This window comes from Aliidiomarina shirensis, assembly GCF_003987345.1.
Classification (GTDB): Bacteria; Pseudomonadota; Gammaproteobacteria; order Enterobacterales; family Alteromonadaceae; genus Aliidiomarina; species Aliidiomarina shirensis.
Window position 1 is genome coordinate 337,668 of the sequence record NZ_PIPP01000002.1, and the last position, 21,326, is coordinate 358,993.

At 46.2% G+C, this 21,326-nt stretch carries 21 protein-coding genes; 10 read left to right on the forward strand and 11 right to left on the reverse strand.

Annotation, left to right across the window (positions count from 1 at the left end):
• Positions 1-81 precede the first annotated feature (81 nt).
• From ung to CWE13_RS05630, 4 genes are all read right to left on the reverse strand, one after another.
• Complete coding sequence (gene ung, locus CWE13_RS05615) at positions 82-789, reverse strand: uracil-DNA glycosylase (RefSeq protein ID WP_126807330.1); 708 nt, start codon at positions 787-789, stop codon at positions 82-84.
• A 148-nt stretch (positions 790-937) separates the two neighbouring features.
• On the reverse strand, positions 938-2,740 hold the full coding sequence (locus CWE13_RS05620; RefSeq protein ID WP_126806685.1) for a DUF1302 domain-containing protein: 1,803 nt from the start codon (positions 2,738-2,740) through the stop codon (positions 938-940).
• A gap of 192 nt (positions 2,741-2,932) precedes the next feature.
• Positions 2,933-3,865, reverse strand: a complete 933-nt coding sequence (locus tag CWE13_RS05625) for an electron transfer flavoprotein subunit alpha/FixB family protein (RefSeq protein ID WP_126806687.1) — start codon at positions 3,863-3,865, stop codon at positions 2,933-2,935.
• Entirely contained in the window at positions 3,862-4,611 is a 750-nt protein-coding gene (locus CWE13_RS05630; RefSeq protein ID WP_126806689.1) for an electron transfer flavoprotein subunit beta/FixA family protein, read from the reverse strand. The genes CWE13_RS05625 and CWE13_RS05630 overlap by 4 nt, the downstream gene beginning before the upstream one ends.
• A 246-nt stretch (positions 4,612-4,857) precedes the next feature.
• Between CWE13_RS05630 and CWE13_RS05635 the strand changes: the two genes are divergently transcribed.
• Entirely contained in the window at positions 4,858-5,301 is a 444-nt protein-coding gene (locus CWE13_RS05635) for a SufE family protein (protein WP_126806691.1), read from the forward strand.
• A gap of 16 nt (positions 5,302-5,317) precedes the next feature.
• Here the strand turns inward: CWE13_RS05635 and tcdA are convergent, their stop codons facing one another.
• The 6 genes from tcdA to rppH all read right to left on the reverse strand — a co-directional run bounded on the left by tcdA (position 5,318) and on the right by rppH (position 11,591).
• Positions 5,318-6,106: a tRNA cyclic N6-threonylcarbamoyladenosine(37) synthase TcdA gene (gene tcdA, locus CWE13_RS05640; RefSeq protein ID WP_126807332.1), complete on the reverse strand. Its 789-nt coding sequence runs from the start codon at positions 6,104-6,106 to the stop codon at positions 5,318-5,320.
• 42 nt (positions 6,107-6,148) lie between these two features.
• Entirely contained in the window at positions 6,149-6,982 is an 834-nt protein-coding gene (locus CWE13_RS05645) for a thymidylate synthase (RefSeq protein WP_126806693.1), read from the reverse strand.
• A gap of 61 nt (positions 6,983-7,043) precedes the next feature.
• Positions 7,044-7,937: a prolipoprotein diacylglyceryl transferase gene (lgt, locus tag CWE13_RS05650; protein ID WP_241973643.1), complete on the reverse strand. Its 894-nt coding sequence runs from the start codon at positions 7,935-7,937 to the stop codon at positions 7,044-7,046.
• A 64-nt stretch (positions 7,938-8,001) separates the two neighbouring features.
• Positions 8,002-8,799: a sulfite exporter TauE/SafE family protein gene (locus CWE13_RS05655; RefSeq protein ID WP_126806695.1), complete on the reverse strand. Its 798-nt coding sequence runs from the start codon at positions 8,797-8,799 to the stop codon at positions 8,002-8,004.
• Complete coding sequence (gene ptsP / locus CWE13_RS05660; RefSeq protein WP_126806697.1) at positions 8,799-11,072, reverse strand: phosphoenolpyruvate--protein phosphotransferase; 2,274 nt, start codon at positions 11,070-11,072, stop codon at positions 8,799-8,801. Before ptsP ends, CWE13_RS05655 begins: the two co-directional genes overlap by 1 nt.
• A gap of 3 nt (positions 11,073-11,075) precedes the next feature.
• Positions 11,076-11,591, reverse strand: coding sequence for an RNA pyrophosphohydrolase (rppH, locus tag CWE13_RS05665; protein ID WP_126806699.1), 516 nt, complete (start codon positions 11,589-11,591; stop codon positions 11,076-11,078).
• Between the two features lie 125 nt (positions 11,592-11,716).
• Between rppH and mutH the strand changes: the two genes are divergently transcribed.
• The 7 genes from mutH to arcA all read left to right on the forward strand — a co-directional run bounded on the left by mutH (position 11,717) and on the right by arcA (position 18,672).
• Complete coding sequence (mutH, locus tag CWE13_RS05670) at positions 11,717-12,421, forward strand: DNA mismatch repair endonuclease MutH (RefSeq protein WP_126806701.1); 705 nt, start codon at positions 11,717-11,719, stop codon at positions 12,419-12,421.
• A 120-nt stretch (positions 12,422-12,541) separates the two neighbouring features.
• Entirely contained in the window at positions 12,542-12,994 is a 453-nt protein-coding gene (locus CWE13_RS05675; RefSeq protein ID WP_126806703.1) for an ATP-dependent zinc protease family protein, read from the forward strand.
• Positions 12,991-13,896 carry a 30S ribosomal protein S6--L-glutamate ligase gene (gene rimK / locus CWE13_RS05680; RefSeq protein ID WP_126806705.1) on the forward strand — a complete coding sequence of 302 codons (906 nt, stop codon included), beginning with the start codon at positions 12,991-12,993 and terminating at the stop codon, positions 13,894-13,896. Before CWE13_RS05675 ends, rimK begins: the two co-directional genes overlap by 4 nt.
• 30 nt (positions 13,897-13,926) lie before the next feature.
• Entirely contained in the window at positions 13,927-14,958 is a 1,032-nt protein-coding gene (locus CWE13_RS05685) for a succinylglutamate desuccinylase/aspartoacylase family protein (RefSeq protein WP_126806707.1), read from the forward strand.
• Between the two features lie 74 nt (positions 14,959-15,032).
• Entirely contained in the window at positions 15,033-16,082 is a 1,050-nt protein-coding gene (locus CWE13_RS05690; RefSeq protein WP_126806717.1) for a class I SAM-dependent methyltransferase, read from the forward strand.
• A gap of 54 nt (positions 16,083-16,136) precedes the next feature.
• On the forward strand, positions 16,137-17,792 hold the full coding sequence (locus CWE13_RS05695; RefSeq protein WP_126806719.1) for a sensor histidine kinase: 1,656 nt from the start codon (positions 16,137-16,139) through the stop codon (positions 17,790-17,792).
• Positions 17,793-17,934: 142 nt separating this feature from the next.
• Positions 17,935-18,672, forward strand: a complete 738-nt coding sequence (gene arcA / locus CWE13_RS05700; RefSeq protein WP_126806721.1) for a two-component system response regulator ArcA — start codon at positions 17,935-17,937, stop codon at positions 18,670-18,672.
• A 16-nt stretch (positions 18,673-18,688) separates the two neighbouring features.
• Here arcA and CWE13_RS05705 read toward each other — a convergent pair whose 3' ends face one another.
• On the reverse strand, positions 18,689-19,045 hold the full coding sequence (locus CWE13_RS05705) for an Hpt domain-containing protein (protein ID WP_126806723.1): 357 nt from the start codon (positions 19,043-19,045) through the stop codon (positions 18,689-18,691).
• 272 nt (positions 19,046-19,317) lie between these two features.
• On the opposite strand from CWE13_RS05705, the gene folE2 reads away from it, so the two are divergent.
• On the forward strand, positions 19,318-20,241 hold the full coding sequence (gene folE2 / locus CWE13_RS05710; protein ID WP_126806725.1) for a GTP cyclohydrolase FolE2: 924 nt from the start codon (positions 19,318-19,320) through the stop codon (positions 20,239-20,241).
• 55 nt (positions 20,242-20,296) lie between these two features.
• Positions 20,297-21,313, forward strand: coding sequence for an adenosine kinase (locus CWE13_RS05715; protein WP_126806727.1), 1,017 nt, complete (start codon positions 20,297-20,299; stop codon positions 21,311-21,313).
• Positions 21,314-21,326: the final 13 nt, after the last annotated feature.

Genomic DNA, 21,326 nt, shown 5'->3' on the forward strand with positions numbered 1-21,326 from the left:
CTTATAAAAATATCACTGTTATATTTTTGTTAAAGCGCATGTATGTTGTACCACAAGAAGTGAAATTATAAAAGAGAAATGTTACAAAAATGTGTACTGCTCCGATTCTTCAGATGCCTCAGGCAACCATTGAATCGGCGATTTTCCTTGCGCCTCAAGCCATTGATTTACGTTTCGAAAATGTCCGCAGGTTAAGAATCCACGATGTGCTGAAAGCGGTGAAGGGTGAACTGATTCCAGAACCTTAGCATGTTCGGAATAAAGCGATTCTGCAATGATCGGCTTTGCTACCTGCTGCGCATGTTTACCCCATAATAAATATGCGCATCCATGATGTTGCGCCAAATATTTAAGTGCATTTTGCGTAAACTGCTGCCACCCAAATTTAGCATGGGAACCAGCAGCATTCTCTCGCACAGTTAAAGAAGTATTGAGCAATAGAACACCCTGCTCTGCCCATCCCTGCAGATCACCGTGCGCAGGAATCGCTGAGTTTGGGTAATCATGCAAAATTGCCTTGTAGATATTTTTTAACGACGGTGGCGTTTTTACGCCTCGAGGAACCGAGAAGGCAAGCCCGTGCGCTTGCGTTGGTTGATGGTAGGGATCTTGTCCTAATATAACTACTTTAACGCGCTCTATAGGTGTAAGTTCAAAGGCCTTGAATATCTCGTTCTCGGGCGGATAAACGTTTACACCACGAGCCCGTTCGGCCTGTAAGTTATGTTGCAACTCTTGAAAATACGCTTGCTTCTGCTCCTGAGCAATAAACGTTTGCCAACTTACCATTGCCACTCTTTCCCCTCAATTACATTGCGTGCTTTACAATTCACGGATATTCCCAGAGTTAACTTTCGCGCGCCTTAAACATTAACTAGCTCATTTGCTGACAATAAAAAACCGCCCGAAGGCGGTTTTTTGTGAAGCATGCTCAATATTAAAATGCTACTGAGAAGCTTGCTGATACGTGGTCACGATCCTGCATTGGGTCGTAATCCGCACCACTATAGTTGTTGTAGCCAACCGTTACATTATATTTGCTCATGTATGTAGCGTTTAACACAACACCAAGGTTCAAACGGCCTTCAATGAAGTTCGCGTTTGGTGAGTAACCTTTAACATCGTGGTTTAGCACTAGCGTAGGCGATAAGTTCCAACCACGATATACGTTGTTGAAATCAAACACCGCACGTACGCGATAACCAAATGAAGTCGTCGTTACAAAGCCTTCACAGTTCATGTCACTCGTTGCGCCTGGGTTACCAAGTTGACGCTGATCACGAATAGTTAAACACTTGCCATATACTGGGCTACGGCCAAAACGCTGAGTATCCAAATCTGGAAGGTTATCAATGTGGTTCGTTGCTACTTCAGCAAGTAATGTCATTCGATCTGAAATCCAGAACTGCTCGAAGAAGTTAATGAACGTCATCTGTGCTTGATAAACTTTTAGCTCTTCATAACCAGCTGCATAGTTGCCAACTGGAATACCATCCGGACGCGCTGCTTGAATGCGGCCAGAAAATGAACTTGGAACGTTCGGCTGTAAACCAGCGGTAAGAATTTCTGTGGTATTAATTTGCACAGCTTGATTCGGACGGTAGCTTACTTCACCAGCCCAAGACCAACCTGCTAATGTAGTACTGAAGCTTGCGCCAAAGATTTGGTTATCTTCCGGCCATTCTGCAAAGTACATTGGACCATTCGTAGAAACGATGTTGTTACTGATATTGGGTGTATCCCAATCATACGCAGAAATAATCGGCGCATGGTTATGCACGTTAATGTAGTACAAACCAAATTCAGTATCTAAATCTAGAGAGTAATGGCGTAAACCAACACCCCATTGACCACTATCGCTAGCATCTTTATCAGCTGCGCGTGACACGTATAGGCCAGCTTCTACTGATTCTTGGTCGCTTAAGAAACGGCCAGGTGCTACTTCTGGGTTCAAAGTAACTTTGTTACAACCTTGACCACCTAGAATATCAACGGTTGAGAAGAACGTACCGCAACCATCAAGTTTAGTATTATCCCACTCAAAACCAACAAATGAATCGATGGTTGTGTTTGTGCCAACACCTAACGACAAGCTCACCATACCCACAGGTAATAACGCTTCACGAACTTCAGCACCTGGGCGGCGCGCAGCGTTTACATCAAGTGGGTTGATTGAGTTAATACCGTTAAAGATTAACGTGCTTTCACCCCAACTGAGTACTTGGCGACCAATACGCAAATCTACTGGTGTGTTGCCAAAATCAAATTGTGTGTAATAAAACGCATCAAGTACGTTAAAGCCTTGGCCTTTCGAATAATCATCAAACGCATCGCCATCAAGGCGTGTATCTGGCGTATAATTGTTACCATTATGGCCGTGTGCTACACCTTCGCCTTCAATAACGGCATCGTGCCAGTAATTGAAGCGCGTGAAGAAACCGCCGTAACGACCAGCATTAATATCAAGGTCGTGGATACCTTTGAATACTAATGATGTCATGTCACCTTTATCGAAGTTCAAGTTACCATCATCGGCAACACCCGAACGGCCCATACCACCTTCGTAGTTCCCTGGATGCAATACGCGTGCATCGCGAGAACCGGTACGCCAAACGGCACCAAGTGAGAATGTAGAATCAAACTGAACGGCGAACGGCCCCAAATCGAAATCTGCGGCTTGTGCTGGTACGGCTGCAATCGCAACTGCTACTGCAGCGGCTAATGGAAGTTTTTTAAACATAGTTGTTCTTCTTTTCATTGTTGTTGCCACCTATCCTGCGTACCCCGAATCGGGAGTCCCTGGCTAATGACTTTGGAAAAATCATGTATGATTACTCGCATTTAAGCAAGTGTTTCATATCATTTTTCCAACTTTTTTATAATATGTTCTTAACAAGCAGGTTAGCAGACCTCTAACCTGCTTGTCACGCAGTTACGATAATGCGCTTTCAAGTTCCGGTAATGCGTCGAATAAATCAGCCACTAAGCCGTAATCCGCCACTTGAAAAATAGGGGCTTCTTCATCCTTGTTGATTGCAACAATAACTTTCGAATCTTTCATGCCGGCCAGATGTTGAATCGCACCGCTGATACCTACCGCAATGTAAAGTTCTGGCGCTACAATCTTACCTGTTTGGCCTACTTGCATATCATTCGGAACAAAGCCTGCATCTACCGCAGCACGCGAAGCACCAATTGCGGCGCCTAATTTATCGGCCACTTTTTCTAGCAATACAAAATTCTCGCCATTTTGCATACCACGGCCGCCAGAAATCACAACACGAGCTGCTGATAAATCAGGGCGCTCAGAAGCGGCAACTTGTTCACCAACGAAGCTAACTTTATCGGAAGCAAAAACATCGTCTAACGTTTCTATTTCAGCGCTGCCACCTTCTGCGGAAACTGCATCAAATGCAGTTGCACGAACGGTAATTACTTTAATCGCTTCTGCACATTGCACGGTAGCAATTGCGTTGCCTGCATATATAGGCCGGCGGAACGTATCTGCAGATTCCACCGCGATAATATCGGAAATTTGCGCTACATCGAGAAGCACGGCTACGCGTGGCATAAAGTTTTTACCGGTCGTAGTGGCTGGTGCTACAATATGGCTGTAGTTTTTAGCGATACTTAGCACCAATGCACTCAAGTTCTCAGCCAAATGATGGCCGTATGCAGCATTGTCGGCATGAATCACTTTCGCCACGCCAGCAGCTTTTGCGGCCTCGGCAGCAACATCTGCACAGCCCTCGCCGGCCACCAAAACATGAATATCATCACCCATAGCCTGCGCCGCAGTAAGCGTTTTCAACGTGGCTGGGTTCAGGGCTTTATTATCGTGTTCCGCGACAACTAAAATGCTCATAATACTTTTGCCTCGTTTTTCAATTTCTCTACCAATTCCGCGATATCCGCAACTTTCACACCAGCACTACGTTCGGCAGGCGCTTCAACTTTCAATACCGAAACCTTGCTATCAATGCTTACACCCAGTTCATCTGGCGTTTTTACACCAAGTGGTTTGCGTTTGGCTTTCATAATATTTGGCAATGATGCGTAACGAGGCTCGTTCAAGCGAAGATCGGTAGTTACAATAGCTGGGAGAGTAAGCTCCACAGTTTGCAAACCGCCATCAACTTCGCGCGTAACCTGCACTTTATCGCCATCAACAACAACTTCTGATGCAAAAGTGCCTTGTGGCATATCCGCTAATGCGGCAAGCATCTGGCCTGTTTGGTTGTTATCTGAATCAATGGATTGCTTACCAAGAATAACCAATTGCGGTGCTTCTTCTGCCACAATTTTATTTAAGATCTTAGCTACGGCTAAAGAATCTGGAGCAACATCCGATTCAACGTGGATACCGCGATCGGCACCAAGCGCTAGCGCCGTACGAATCTGTTCTTGGCACGCTTTCGGGCCAATAGAAACCACCACAACTTCTTCGGCAACACCCTTTTCTTTCAAACGCACGGCTTCTTCTACCGCGATTTCACAGAATGGGTTCAACGCCATTTTAACGTTGCTCAAATCAACATCCGATTGATCAGCTTTCACACGTACTTTGACGTTGTAGTCAATCACGCGCTTAACCGCGACCAAGATTTTCATAACATCTTCCTTCTGATAATTTCTGTATCGAAACCGAATTCAGGCAGCATTATGTAAAAGCAGCCTGCATGAAACAAGTGTTCTCGCTATAATGATAAAAATTCGCTGGCGATTTGGTGTCAACTGAAGCTGGCACCTTGTTCAAAACAACGCAGAAAATTTGTCGGGAATGGCGGTAATGCTACAAGCACCTAACGCAAACCATTCCCATGCAAGAAACTAAACTAACAATCGTGAAACTTGAAAATGCCGAACACGAACGCTCAAAATATTCACCGTATCGAAACGCCACCCGCGGCAGAAATCCTAACTACATTGCAACAAACGCCGAATTGGGAACAACGTTACCGGTATGTGTTACAGCTTGCTAAACAGGTGCCCGACGATGTGGTTGCTCGCATTCAAGCGTTCGCTGTGAGCGGCTGCGAAGCCCCCGTGTGGCTAAAAGTAGAGCAAACCACTGAGAATACATTACGCTTTCATGCCGATAGTAGTTCACGTTTAATTCGCGGGCTACTGGTGATTTTGTTGGCGCCGGTGCAAAACCAACCACCGGCTTATATCCTAACATTTAATTTTAATGAATGGCTGCAATCCTGTGGTTTGCAACAGCAACTCACACCTTCACGTGCAAACGGCTTGTATCATATTTGCCAACATGCAAAGGCAACCGCAAAATCATTTACCTAAGGCTACTCAACAACCTTCAAGAACTCGGTGTCAGTTTTGGTAATACTTTTTCCAGTAACCGAGCAGCGGCAAATAAGCCAAAACTAGCGGTTACCATCATGCTCGCACCAAATCCCGTACTGCAATCGATGCGTACGTTGTTTTCCCCTGGCTTCGCGTATGAAACGCAGCCCTCAGCATCTGGGTAGCGCAATTGTTCGGAAGAATACACACAATCAATAGCAAACTTGCGTTTCGGATTGCGGCTAAAACCATAATCGCGGCGCAATTGATTGCGCACTTTCGCCATCAGCGGATCTTGCGTTACTTTAGCAATATCCGCGATAGCAATTTTAGTTGGATCGATTTGTCCACCCGCGCCACCGGTCGTAATTACCGGCAACTTCTGCCGTTTGCACCACGCTAATAGGGCAACTTTCGCCTGTAGGCTATCGATAGCATCAAGCACCCCATCAGGGGTCGGTGTTAAACACTCAGCAATATTATCTTTCGTAATGAAATCGTCGACGATATGGAGATTAATATCGGGGTTAATAGCGCGAATTCGTTCCGCTAAAACATCTGTTTTTAATTGCCCCACAGTGTGGGTAAGCGCATGTGATTGCCGATTGATATTACTCAAGCACACTTCATCTAAATCGATTAAAGTAATGCTACCCACGCCAGTGCGCGCCAACGCTTCGGCGGCCCAAGAGCCAACGCCACCAAGGCCAATCACGGCGATGTGTAGTTTTGCAATTTGTGCCGCTTGGGTGGCACCGTAAAGCCGTTCAATACCACTAAAACGCCGCTGCCACTCTGTCATCGAGCTCATTTTTCGTTCCTACCTGCAAAAATCTCGCGCTTATTATATCGCAACAGGCGCTTTGATGTGCGGATGTGGATCGTAGCCACTCAGCTCGAAATCCTCAAAACGAAAAGCAAAAATATCCTTCACGTCCGGATTCAATGTCATTTTAGGTAATGGCCGTGGCTCGCGGCTTAACTGCAAATCCGCCTGCTCCATATGATTTGAATACAAATGCGCATCACCCAGCGTATGAATAAAATCACCCGGCTCTAACCCACAAACTTGGGCCACCATAAGCGTAAATAATGCATAGCTTGCAATGTTAAAAGGTACACCGAGAAAAATATCGGCACTACGCTGATAAAGCTGGCAGCTCAATTTGCCATCGGCCACATAAAACTGAAACAAGGTATGGCACGGCGGTAAAGCCTGCAAACCCGCTTGTGCATTTTCTTTCGGGGAGTTTGTTGTGTCTGGCAGTAACGCGGGGTTCCATGCACTTACCAACAACCGCCGTGAATCAGGGTTAGTTTTAATTTGTGCAATTAAATCACTTATTTGATCAATGGTTTCCCCATTGGCCGCTGGCCAATTGCGCCACATTGCGCCATAAACGGGGCCCAATTCTCCGCTATCAGTTGCCCATTCATCCCAAATACTCACACCATTTTCTTTCAGGTATGCAATATTGGTATCGCCCTGCAAAAACCATAGCAGCTCGTGAATAATCGAACGTAAGTGGCATTTTTTTGTGGTGACCAGAGGAAAACCGGCGCTTAAATCGAAACGCATTTGATAGCCGAAAACACTTCGTGTCCCCGTGCCGGTGCGATCTTCTTTAAGCGTTCCATTTTCTTTCACATGGCGCATTAAATCTAAATATTGACGCATAAATCCGAGCCTCGTTCATTCAGTTCACTGAGTATCATATTCCAATGTACACGGCTTAACGTTATCTTTTTTTCTTACCAGAAACTGGCTTTTTGCCCGTGTTTTTGGCTTTAGAAGCGCTTTTTTCCTGTGCTGGAGTGTTATCTGGTAATGGCCGCATACCACCAAATGTACCTTGGTAAGCCAACACCATTAAGATGGTGCCACCGATAATCATTGGTAGGGATAACCACTGCCCCATACTCATTATTCCCAAAATACCCAAATGGGCATCGGGCTCACGGAAAAACTCAGTTGTCATGCGTGCACTGCCATAGCCGAGCAAGAATAACCCAGAAACCGCGCCTACTGGCCTAGGTTTACGGCTAAATGCCCAGAGCAATGCGAATAATAATAATCCTTCCGTGGCGGCCTGATAAAGCTGCGAAGGATGGCGTGGCAAATAACCAGCGGCAGGATTGGGAAACACCATGGCCCAAGGCACATCGGTTACCCGGCCCCAAAGTTCACCATTAATAAAATTACCAATACGTCCGGCGCCCAAGCCTACGGGAACCAGTGGGGCAACAAAATCACCCACCCGCAAAAATGATCGGTTTTTCTTGATCGCAAAAATGAGCATTGCGGTAATAACACCAAGAAGCCCACCATGAAACGACATACCGCCTTGGCCAAACCGGAAAAACATTAGCGGGTCACTAAAAAAGCTCGTTGTTTGATAGAACAAAAAGTACCCCAAGCGCCCGCCCAAAATGAGCGCTAGAAATCCCCAGAATAGAAGATCTTGCCATTCTTCGGGCTGCCAGCCTTGTGTTGCGGCCGCACGCCGATTGCCCCACCAGTATGCAAATGCAGCACCTACGAGGTACATCAACCCATACCAGTGCACGGCTAATGGGCCGATGGATACGGCTACTGGATCCCAGTTTGGGAACTGAAGAAACTCACTGTTCATGCCTAATCCTAATTAAATTCAAACGGGGTTAACAAGTGCTTCAGCGTCACGTTTTCTCAACACTTTATCCACCAACAAATAGATGAATTGCCACACTTATCAATAGTATGGCAAAGCCACGTTGCAAATAACGAACCGGTAAACGATGTGCAATTGATGCTCCCACACGTGCAAAAATCATCGACGTAGCCGCTACGGCCAGCCACGCGGGAACATACACATAACCAATTAAACCAGAAACCGCAGTTCCACCAATAGATGGCCCAGCAAACATGTAAGTTAACATGCCAAAACCCGATAGCAGTACGCTACAAACCGCAGCAATAGCCACCGCATTACGCATAGCAACTTGATAAAAATGCAATAAAGGCACTACAAGCGCACCGCCGCCAATACCAACCAAGGCAGAAATAATACCTATCGCTCCGCCAAAAAACTGCACGCCAACCGGGTTTACCGTGCGGTCTTCCGAGCGCGGCCGGTGCTTCCAAATCATGTGCACCGCTAAGAAAATCAGCATCACAGCAAATATACGTTGCAGCAATTCTGGCGGTAACCGGGTGCCTAAATAAGCGCCCACTAAACCACCTAAAATCAATGTAGGAGAAATTAGCTTTACCCAGTGCCATAAAACATAGCCGCGCTTCGCGTGAGCACGAGCACTTGATAACGTAGTAAGCATAATGGTTGCTAAGCTAGTGCCGATAGCCGTGGGCACTACAATCTCAACGGGTAATCCCATAATTGGCAATAGATAAATAAGAAGCGGCACAATAAGAATGCCGCCGCCAATACCTAACATGCCAGAAAGCAGGCCCGCAGCAACACCACCTGCTAAGCAAATAAGCAAACTGAGTAACACTATTTACCCGCCCGAACAAAACCGCCAAGGCCCAACGCTTCCAGTTTCAACCGCACAATTCGGCGAACCTGATCTGGATGCGTACACTGCATTACCTTGCCCAGCAAAGTTTGCATAATTTCACTATCTAAATGGCGGAGTATCCAGCGGGTTTTATCAAGGTTGTGGGTACTCATCGATAAACTTCGATAGCCCATGGCTACCAGAATGAGTGCACCACCTGGATCGCCCGCCATTTCTCCGCAAATACTCACTGGTTTATTCAACTCACGGCAACGATCTACAATGAACTGTAACGCGTGCAAAAGTGCTGGGTGAAATGAATCATACAGCCCTGCAACTCGGGAATTATTGCGGTCAACCGCCAACAAGTATTGCGTTAGATCGTTTGTTCCTACCGAAAAGAAATCAACTTTTTTCGCCACAGCCTCGAGTTGATACAGCAAGGCTGGCACTTCAATCATCACACCAATTTTCGGCCGGTTCACAACCGCACCGGGTTGGCTATGCAACAATTCGTTGCGCACCTCGAAATAAGCTTGATTAATTAAGCGTATCGATTCATCTACTTCATCGAGCGTAGTAATCATCGGCAATAAAATCTGCAGATTATCAAGACCAATATTCGCTCTTAACATGGCGCGCACTTGCACTAAGAAAATTTCTGGATGATCCAGCGTCATGCGAATCCCGCGCCAGCCCAAAAATGGATTCTCTTCATGAATTGGGAAGTAAGGTAGCGGCTTATCCCCACCCACATCGAGCGTACGCATCACAACAGGTAACGAGCCAGTGCTCTCCAATACCGGGCGGTAGAGATCATACTGCTCTTTTTCTGTTGGAAAACGTTCGCGCATCATGAACGGTATTTCTGTGCGATACAGCCCGATACCTTCATAGTGCCCGAGCCGTTGCTGATCATGCTCAACGTTCATGCCTGCATTGATCTGTAAGGAAACCGCTATACCATCGAGTGTGCAAGCTTCATCTTCGCGGTGATCCGCCACCATTTCTGCAAGTTCAAACTCTTCCTTGCGCAGAATTTCATATTCTTGCATCAGCTGCTGCGGTGGATTTACGAAAATTTCACCACTGTAACCATCAACAATTAAATGCTGATCGGCCAAATAACCGAGCGGAACTTGGCTCACACCAAAAACCGCGGGTATTCCCATGCTGCGTGCCATAATAGCGGCATGGGAGTTAGCCGAGCCTTGCAGGGAAACTAAGCCTTGCAGCTTATTTCTTGGCACGCCTGCAAGCATGCTAGCCGTTACTTCTTCAGCAATTAAAATGCAGGCGTCGGGGAAGTTTGGCTTACTGCCATTTTTATCCTGCAGAAACGATAAGATACGTTGGCCCAAATCACGAACATCTACCGCGCGCTCACGCAAATAGGAATCATCGAGATCTTCAAACTTCGAAACAAAATCTTCAACCGCCATTTTTACGGCAGTTTGTGCCATCCAGCCGTCTTTAATTTTGCTTTCAACCGCATCACCCAAACTCGAAGCATCGAGCAAACTTTGGTACACATCAAAAATTGCTAGGGTATCTTCGGCCACGTATTCCGCTACTTGCTCCGCCAACGTACGTAATTCCATCCGTGTTTGCAGAACCGCTTTGCGGAATTTGTGAATTTCTCGCCATGGAAATTCGGTGCGCCTCGGCACAACCGAGCCCAACGTCGCAGCCGGCTTACCAATAAAGGCTTCACCAATAGCTACACCCGGAGCACCGGGTAAACCCGTTAAGTTTCGTAACCATGGGGAATAGTGGCCACTTACTAACCCACGCGCTTCCGCATGAGCAATAACCGTAGCTAACTGCGCAGCGAGTGTAACCACGAAGGCTTCTTCTTCAGCCGAGAAGGCCCGCGCTTTGCGCTGTTGTGCGGCCAATACACCCAGCACTTTGCGTTGATGGATAATCGGTGCAACCAGCATCGCGCGGTAAGCCTCTTCGCCTACCGATTCAACTAATTTAAAGTTGGGATGTTCCGTGGCATTGGCAATATTCAGCGGCTCTTCACGCTGAGCCGCCAAACTTATCAAACCCTCACCAAACGCGAGGGTTACACGATCGTTTTCATCTAAATTAAGGCCTTCGGTAGCCATCAAAATAAACTGCTGCGCATCGTGATCGGCAAGGTAAACACTGCACACATCACTTCCCAATGCCGCCCGTGCTTTTTGCACAATTAGGCCAAGCGCCGAATCAAGATCAGGCGCTTGGTTAACTGCTTCAACTATACGCTGCAATACGGTTAGCATGGGTTATCGCTTACGTTTAAATCGTTTGGGGCGCGCTTTGTGGCGAAATGGCATCACCACAGACGCAAATTCTTTCATTACGCGCCGGTATACATCCCGTTTAAAAGCAACAACTTGGCGCACTGGATACCAATATGAAACCCAGCGCCAGCCGTCAAATTCCGGGTGGCTTGATTGCAACACGTCCACTTCCGATTCTGCACATGTGAGCTTCAGCAAAAACCATTTTTGCTTTTGGCCTATGCAAATCGGCTTAGAACCTTTACGCACGAGACGTTTTGGGAGCCTATAACGATACCAAGTTCTACTGGTATACACGAGTTCAACTTGTTCAGGCTTCAGGCCCACTTCTTCATATAGTTCGCGGAACATCGCTTGTTCAGGGGTTTCACCATCATCAATACCACCCTGAGGAAATTGCCAGCTTTGTTGGCCAAAGCGCCGCGCCCAAAATACTTGTCCCTGCTCGTTACATATCACTATGCCGACATTCGATCTATATCCCTCGGCATCAATCACGCGAGCATCCTCTTAATAAAGCTTTTCTTGATTCTTCCACAAACCCTCGCTTGCGGCAAATATCTTACGCTTTTACTATAGCGAATATATCAAATTCATTTTTGCATCCCAGGAGCAAACTCAGGTTGCCAAATCAATATAAAAACCGTGGAATAACGCTCGCTAGTTCGGCACCAGAGAGTCAGATCGAACTGGTTGCGCGCGCAGAACAGCTTATTGGCTGCAGTTTTCAACAATTAGCCGATATCGCACAGATAGAGGTTCCACGCAATTTACGCAACGCCAAAGGCTGGACCGGCCAATTGCTTGAGCTATTTCTGGGTGCGAGTGCAGGCTCGCGTGCCGAACAAGATTTTCCAGATATTGGGATAGAGTTAAAAACAATTCCGGTAAACCTAGATGCGATGCCACTTGAAACCACCTATGTATGTATCGCCCCACTACTGGGTTTAAACGGAGTAAGCTGGGAGCAGAGTAATGTGCGCAACAAGCTGAGTAAGGTACTTTGGATACCAATTGATGGCCGCCGCGAGATGCCAGTAGCAGAGCGCACCATTGGTCTGCCTTTACTTTGGCAACCTTCTGCAGAACAAGAATTGGTATTAAAGCAGGATTGGGAAGAAATTACCGAAGCCATCGCATTAGGCCATGTAGAAAGTATTACCGCTCGTACTGGAATCGCATTACAATTGCGCCCGAAAGCGGCGAACAGCAAAGCACTAACAGGCGCTATTGGCCCACACGGCGAAACCATTCAAACGTTACCTCGAGGCTATTACTTAAAAAAACAGTTCACTCAGCAGATTTTAGCCGAGGGATTAGGCTTATAACTTCCTGCAACGAACAACATCTAAGTAGCCAAGCCGCATTCTGTTTAACGCCATTAGTTTAAACGTATTAAGAATTGCGTTAAATTTAACCATACTTATATTTTCGGGAAGAATCGAACCGTGATAAACGAACAGCAACTAAAAATAACCGGGTGGCGCGAATGGCTATCGCTGCCTGATTTAGGCATTTCAGCTATTAAAGCGAAAGTAGACACCGGTGCAAAAACATCCTGTTTGCATGCCTTTCACATAGAGCCGTTCGATAAAGATGGCGAAAATTGGCTGCGTATCTGGGTTCACCCGATTCAAGACGATTTAACCGAGCAAGTTGTTGAAGCCCCAATTTTAGAACAGCGTGCGGTTACTGATTCTGGTGGCCACACCGAAATTCGATATGTAATTCGTACCCGAGTGCGCGTGGGCTTTGGGCCAGAGGCCGAAGAATTTTATGCTGAATTTACCTTAACGAATCGTGATACAATGAAGTTCAGAATGCTACTTGGCCGCCAAGCATTAAATGGCCGCTACTTGGTAAACCCCGAAGCCTCCTACCTACAAGGAAAACCAGCATGAGAATCGCTATTATATCGCGGAACAAGAATTTGTACTCTACGCGTCGTTTGATTGAGGCTGGTGAAGCTAAAGGGCATGAAATGCACGTGCTTGATCCGCTCCGCTGCTACATGAACATTAACGCCAAAGAGCCGGAAATTCACATGCGCGGCAAAGAGTTACCGCAGTTTGATGCCGTTATCCCACGTATTGGTGCTTCCATTACATTTTATGGTACTGCGGTGTTGCGCCAGTTTGAAATGATGGGCACTTACCCATTGAATGAATCGGTAGCTATCAGCCGCAGCCGCGATAAGTTGCGTTCGCTCCAGCTTTTATCGCGTAAAGGCATCGGTTTGCCAGTTACGGGCTTCGCCAGCAAACCGAATGATATCCCTGACCTTATCGACATGGTTGGTGGAGCGCCATTAGTTATTAAGTTATTGGAAGGCACTCAAGGTATCGGCGTTGTACTTGCTGAAACCCGCAAGGCGGCGGAAAGCGTTATCGAAGCTTTTATGGGCTTAAACGCACATTTCATGGTGCAAGAATATATTAAAGAAGCCGGCGGTGCTGATCTTCGCTGCTTTGTAATCGGCGATAAAGTAATTGCCGCTATGAAACGGCAAGCAAAACCAGGTGAGTTTCGTTCAAACTTACACCGCGGTGGCAGCGCAACGTTAGTTAAATTGAGTCCCGCCGAGCGTTCAACTGCTGTTAAAGCGGCGAAAACCATGGGCTTGAATGTAGCGGGCGTTGATTTATTACGCTCAAACCATGGGCCATTGGTTATGGAAGTAAATTCTTCGCCTGGCCTTGAAGGAATTGAAACGGCAACCGATAAAGATGTAGCCGCGCAAATTATCAGCTTCATCGAGAAAACGGCACAATTTCATAAAACTCGTACTAAGGGTCGCGGCTAACCCGCGATCTTCCTTTGAGGTCTACCCTTCATGGCACGTAAACACAGTAAGCCGTTTTTGTTGGGCGAGATATCCGTTGCCCCAGGAACTCAAGAGCGGGTGCTTCTTCCCGCAGCACGCCTTTATTCAGATACCCCTCTCGATCTGCATGTTGAAGTATTACACGGCAGCAAACCCGGCCCAGTCTTGTTGGTGTGTGCTGCAATCCATGGCGACGAACTAAACGGCATCGAGATTTGTCGGCGTTTAATTCAAGACATCGACCCAACACAACTTACCGGAACCTTGCTGCTCGTGCCCGTGGTGAACATGTTTGGTTTTATTCAACAAACGCGGTATTTACCCGATCGTCGCGATCTAAATCGTTGTTTTCCGGGCTCCGAACGCGGTGCTCTGGGCAGCCGATTAGCATACTTATTCCGCACCCTATTAGTAGAGCGCGCAAACTATATTATTGATTTACATACCGGCGCTATTCATCGCAGCAATCTGCCGCAAATCCGTGTCAATATGGACAATGAAAAAGCGGTAGAAATGGCCGAAGCCTTTAACAGCCCGGTTATCATGAACGCCAAAGATCGCGATGGCTCGTTGCGCTCACAAGCCTCGGAATTAAATATCCCGCTAATCTTATATGAAGCGGGTGAAGCATTACGTTTCGATTATTCTGCCATTCGGGCAGGCGTAAACGGCGTTACCAATGTAATGAAAATGCTGAAAATGATGAAAGGCCGACGTACTCGGAAAAAAGTAACGCCGGTATTCGCCCAGCGTTCGATTTGGGTTCGCAGTGAAGGTGATGGTTTAGTGCTTGCTAAAGTTGAGCTTGGGCAAACCGTTCATCGCGGCCAGCTTTTAGCCCATGTGGCGCCACCTCATGGCGGCGAACACACATCGATCTATTCGATTGTAAGTGGCATTGTAATAGGCATCAGCAACATTCCAGTGAGTAATGAAGGTGAAGCCTTATTCCATATTGCCTGCTTCGATGCGAATGAGATTCCAAATGCATCGGAAATGGTTGATATGTTTGTAGAAGCATACCCAGATCGTCCGAGCTAACAACCGGTTAGTTACGCGGTACTCACAGCAATACATTACCCGAACGTAAAATAAACTCAGCAAGAAGGCACTGAATGTCGGTAGCAGCAAGTAAATTACTCGTTCGCCAAGCGAGCTTGATACAAACACAACTAGAGGATCCCCATAACGAGCGGGTTCTTTTGGTAAATCCAAGTGTTGGCATGGCGCAAGAACTTGAGCATGCTGGATTTTCTTGCATTAGTTGGATACTCAACGCCCAAGCGCTTACCGGCGGTGCACCCGAAACTGAGATATTTCAGGCGCACTTAGGCGAAGCACAACATGTTGCTGGCATTATTCTGAATATCCCGAAAGAGAAGCAGCTTACGCGGATGTTACTCGCTAATTTGAGGGCAGTAGCGCCTACTGGCACACCGATTTGGTTAGTCGGGCATAACGAAACCGGTATTCGTTCTTATCTAAAACAAGAACACGCGGGCTGGCAATCGTTTCAAAAGCTTGCAAGTGGAAATCACTGCCAGTTATTGAGTAGTTGCTTACAAAGCCAAGCTCCTTTCAGCGCCGAAGATTTCATCAGCGAATACGAATTTCTATTGCCCTCAGCCACAGGTGAAAAAAAACTCAGCATCACCAATCTACCTGGGGTGTTCAGTAGTGGCCATATCGATATGGGTACCCAGCTATTGCTCGAACATTTGCCAGCAAACATTACCGGTAAAGTACTGGATTTTGGCTGTGGCGCGGGCGTAATAAGTGCTTGGCTAGCAACCGAATACCCGAAAATTCAACTATCAGCGGTTGATATAAATGTGCTTGCACTTGAAGCTACACAAGCCACATTAGCTAAACTTGGCATCAGCGCTGATGTATTTGCCAGCGATGGCTTGGCCAAGGTTGCCGGTAAATATGAGTGGATTATCAGCAACCCGCCCTTTCATTCAGGCAAGCAAACTGATTACCAAATCACACAAAACTTCATTCGTGAAAGTTGCGCAAAACTGCAGGCTAATGGTTCACTGTTAATTGTGGCAAACACGTTTCTACCATACCGCGAAGCCTTAAGTGCTAACTTTAAGCACGTAAACGTTTTGGTGCAAACGCCAAAATTCACCGTTTGGCTTGCCACCAACCGCAAAGTATAGCGCACGGGAGCCTATACCAAATGATCACTGATACAGCGAAAAGAGCACATTAATATGGGGGAACGGGCACAGAAATGGTCGCTGAGTAGCCGCCTAAATGTCATCATTGCAGGTATTGTTGCCTTAGCCATGTTGCTATTCACTGCGCTTTCTACGTTGCTCGTTACCGATTCCGAACGCCGCTCACTGGTTAATAAAACCGAAGCATTAGCCCAGCAATTATCGGTACAAGCGAGTAATTATCCGTTAACCAGTGAGCATACCGAGTACCTTTTTAGCGGCTTATCAGCCCACGATTTTTTAGAGCACGTGCATCTATACGCTGTGCGTGAAGATGAGCGTTATCCTGTACTCATAAAAAACTACGCTACGAGCGGGCGCACAATACTTGCCGAGCAATCAGAGCGCATTGAAAATTTACCCACCTACCAATTCGCACTCGATCATTTAGAAATTGCGCAGCCAATATTTAACGAAAATGAGCTGTCTGGCTACATATACGTGAGAACCTCGCTTGAACAAGTGCAAAGTGCGCATCGCCGCCACATCTTCATCAGTATTGCCGCATTTATTGTGGTTTTAATTAGTGTTTCACTCAGTGTACGATTTTTCGTGCGCACACTTGAATCCACGCTACTGCGGTTTAGCAGAACCATAGCGAAAGCGAGTCAAGACCACAGCTTCGACATTGAACAGGAACGAGATATCCCCGAGGAATTAATCGATGTTCAACTGCAGATAAAGCGATTACTCGAAAAGTATCGGCATGAAAAACGATACGCCGAACACAGTGCGCTGCAAGCACAAAGAGCAAATGAAGAACTAGAAGCTGAAGTGGCGGAGCGGACGCAAAGTCTATCAGAAGTAAATAAAAAGCTTACGCACGCGTTAGAAACGCTGCATAGCCATCAACGACAAAATCTCGAACACGATAAAATGGCTTCGCTGGAAAGTTTAATCGCTGGCATTTCGCGAGAGCTTAATACCCCATTGGATGCGAGTGTTACCGCTACCGTTAAAGCGCAAGAGCAACAAAAACAGATTGTTCGAGCTTTGCAGAAAAAAGAAATCACAGAATCGCAATTGAGCACTTACCTTGACGAATCGGCCAACAACCTTGATGCTATTTTGCATAGCCTAAATCGCTGCTCTAACCTAATCCAACATTTCCAAGAAATGGCAATGTTGAATCGCAATGACACACCGAAAAAAATCACACTATCGGCGTTCTCACAGCGATTACAACATTCCATCATTCAAGAACGAGGTTTACCTCAACACATTCAGGTGCGATTCCATTGCGCCCCCGAAAATGCAGTGGTGAGCTTGAAAACCTTAGTTCTTGAGCGCGTTATATTGGAGATCATTGATAATGCCGTGGTGCACGCAAGTATAAAAAATAACGCTAAAGCCGTTCAGCCGCTGCTGATCAACATTTCGATAGTGGTTGTTGATGAATTTTTACATATAGAAATTAATGATAACGGCGTGGGGATACCACCTGATTTAAAACAAGCAATATTCCAACCTTTTACCACCACTCGCCGAGCGCAAGGTGCGATTGGAATAGGCTTATATCAAGTATTCAACTGGGTAACCCAGCTTTTGGATGGCGAAATCTCATGCGCCAGTACGCCCTATATCAGCCATGAAGACGAGATAGAACACGGCAGTACGTTTACGATCAAAATACCTATACTGAATAATTAATATACAATTAATATAAGTTTTGTTAAAAATATAAGAACTTACTTGCATTTGTTCCCTAGGAAAACTTATTCTTGTAGGCTGCAACATAATTCATCAGCAGTTCTATTTCATTAGCAATTGAACGCGGAGATCAGAAAACAACATGGAACAAACAACGAACGTGAAGCTTCTGATTGTAGAAGATGAGGTGGTTACCCGCCAAACACTAACGCGCTTATTTCAGCAAGAAGGCTATGAAGTATTTGACGCTGCCGATGGCCGCCAGATGGAACACATCATGGCGCAACAGCAAATTGATATCATCATTATGGATGTTAATTTACCGGGCCAGAGTGGATTAGAGCTTGCAGAATCACTACGTGAACAAAACAACATCGGTTTAGTGTTCCTTACTGGCCGCGATAGCGATGAAGATCGTTTATTAGCACTTGAATTAGGCGCCGATGATTACCTAATTAAGCCTTATAATCCTCGCGAACTTACCGTTCGTGTGCGCAACTTAGCGCGCCGTATCGAGCAAATCAACGAGCCACGCGAGAATCAGGTTGAAGGCAGTAAACAATATCATTTCAGCAATTGGGTTTTAGATTGCGATAGCCGTTGTTTGTATGCACCTGATAATAAAATGTTTCGATTACCGAAAAGTGAATACCGTGCGCTTGAGTTATTTCTAACGCAGCCCGGTAAAATCCACGATCGCGATACCTTAGTCCGGAAAATGCTTGATCGTGAGTTGCGCCCGAATGATCGCACGGTCGATGTGGCAATTCGCCGTATTCGTCGGCATTTCGAAGCTCACCCAGAAACACCAAACTTAATTACCACCATACACGGTGAAGGTTATCGTTTTGTGGGTGATGTGGAAATTAAAGTAGCGTAAAAAAGCGTTATTCCCGCTAGCAATTAGCAGTTAACCATTCTTCAACAATGGCCGTATCCACAGCATAGTGGTGCGGCCATTGTGCTATGTGGGCTTCTACTTCTTGCCACTGCCACGCTTCTTTTTCAATAAACTGCATTATTTCACCCAACCGCTTAAAACCCAGCGAGCGGCAACTCCCTTTAATCTTGTGAGCTTGTGAACGAACACCTGGTTCATTCTGCGCTAACACAAGTTGCTCAAATTCGGCTTGGTAATCAGGCAAAACTTTTAAAAATATTTGAAAACTATCGCTAATGCCCTGGGTTCCAAGAATTTCTTGATACTGTGTTAGTAACGCCCAATCAATATCAGTAGAATTTCCTCTGCTCATGCAATCCAAATCCTCTTGCAGTTACGTATTAAGCAACAATTAGTAAAGCCAGCTATGGAATAACGGCTGTGTATGCCTCACTTTACTACAGGCAGCATTCATTGCCTATCTTCAGTGCCTTCGCAAGAGCGCCACTGTATTTTGATTCTGGGGTGCCGTTTTAAGGTGCCTTGTTGTATAATTCGCGGTCACTTTTTAGATTTTACAATTGACTCGCATAACCTTGGCTGTAACAGTTCGGCGCAAGGTTATTATTAAGCGGAGTAGTTTGAATGCCAACATCGATGCCAGATATCGCAAATCAAGCACAAGCTCATATCGAAGGAACCCTAGATTGGGTTGGTATGAGTAATATTGAAATGCCATTCATGGTTGCGAGCGAAAGCGGCTTGCCACAACAAGTGGCTGCACGCGTAGAAGCATTCGTGAGCCTCGACGACGCTAAAGCTAAAGGCATTCATATGTCTCGGTTATATTTAGCAGTTGATGAACTTGCCAATGATGATGTACTCAGTGGAAGTAGCATTCGTAAACTACTCGACTATTTTATTGAGAGCCACAACGATATCAGTCAGCAAGCACGTGTTTCGTTTGCGTTCGAATATCTGCTACGCCGGAAATCACTCGTGAGTGGCAAACAAGGTTGGAAAGGGTATCCGGTAACTATCAGCGCTGTGCGCAACAATGGTAAAACCGAACTTGAAATGCAAGTAGGGATCACCTACTCGTCCACGTGTCCTTGCTCAGCTGCGTTAGCCCGTCAGCTCATTCAAGAAGCATTTCAGAAGCAATTTCACGATGAAGATTTGAACATTGATGATGTTGTTGCTTGGCTTGGCACCACTGATGGTATTGTGGCAACGCCACATAGCCAACGCTCGCTAGCCGATATTAAAGTTAAGCTATCTGATGACACCGATATCTTGCCAATCGTAGCCATGATCGACCGGGTTGAAGCAGCACTAAAAACCCCCGTTCAAGCCGCGGTAAAACGTGAGGATGAACAAGAATTTGCACGTTTAAATGGCCAGAATCTAATGTTCTGCGAAGATGCAGCGCGCCTGCTACAATACGAGCTGAGCAAGAATTCTACAATTTTAGATTTCTGGATTCGCGTGAATCATTACGAATCCTTGCACGCCCATGATGCAGTGAGTATTACAACAAAAGGAATTACTGGCGGATATCGCGCGTAAATTCCTGTATAATCCTGCGTCTCATTTTTAACTAAGCTAGCGTGAAATAAGCGTAATGAAATCTTACGATGTAATCGGCGTCGGGAACGCCTTGGTAGACCAAGAATTTAAAGTAACTGAAGAATTTTTGGCGCGCCACAGTATTGAAAAAAGCATCATGACGTTGCTTGATGAAACTCAGCAACAGCTACTTCTCAGTGAGCTCCATAAAGAGTTCAAACTCGAGAAGCGCGTTGGTGGTGGTTCCGCAGCAAACAGCTTAGTTGCCTTTAGCCAATTTGGCGGCAAGGCTTTCTACTGCTGTAAGGTTGCCAACGATGATGATGGTAACTTCTACCAGGCCGATCTTGAGCGCGCTGGCGTGAGTACCCATTTGGTGAAGCAAGATAACGATGGCCACACAGGTAAATGTGTGGTGATGGTTACGCCTGATGCTGAGCGCACCATGTGCACCTTTTTGGGAATCACCATCGATTTCTCAAGTGAAGAGTTAGAACCTGCGGTTGTTGCGGATTCTCAATATCTCTATATTGAAGGCTATCTAGCTACATCAGAAATTGCCCGCAATGCAGTTCGCGAAGCGCGTGAAGTTGCCGAAAAAAATGGCACCCGAATTGCACTAACCTTCTCCGATTCTTCCATGGTTAAGTACTTCAAAGAAGGCTTAGATGAATTTCTTACCCCAGGTGTTGATATTCTTTTCTGTAATCAGGAAGAAGCTGAAATCTACACCGGTTGTGAAGGCTTAGAGCCGGCGATGAATGCGTTACTCGATGTCGCGAAACAGGTAGTAATCACGCGCGGCAAAGAAGGCGCCATTATCGGCACGCGTGAGCATCGGATACAAGTGCCGGGCTTTAAAGTAAAAGCGATTGATACCAATGGTGCTGGCGATATGTTTGCTGGTGCCTATTTATACGGCATTACGCAGGGGTTAACACCTGCTCAGGCTGGCACACTTGCTAGCCGTTCGGCAGCAGAAATTGTATGTAACTACGGGCCTCGCTTGAGCACCGAAACGCAACAACAAATTCTGGAAGAATTAAATCTTGCTGAACAGGTTTCAGCATAAATTCAAATTTGCA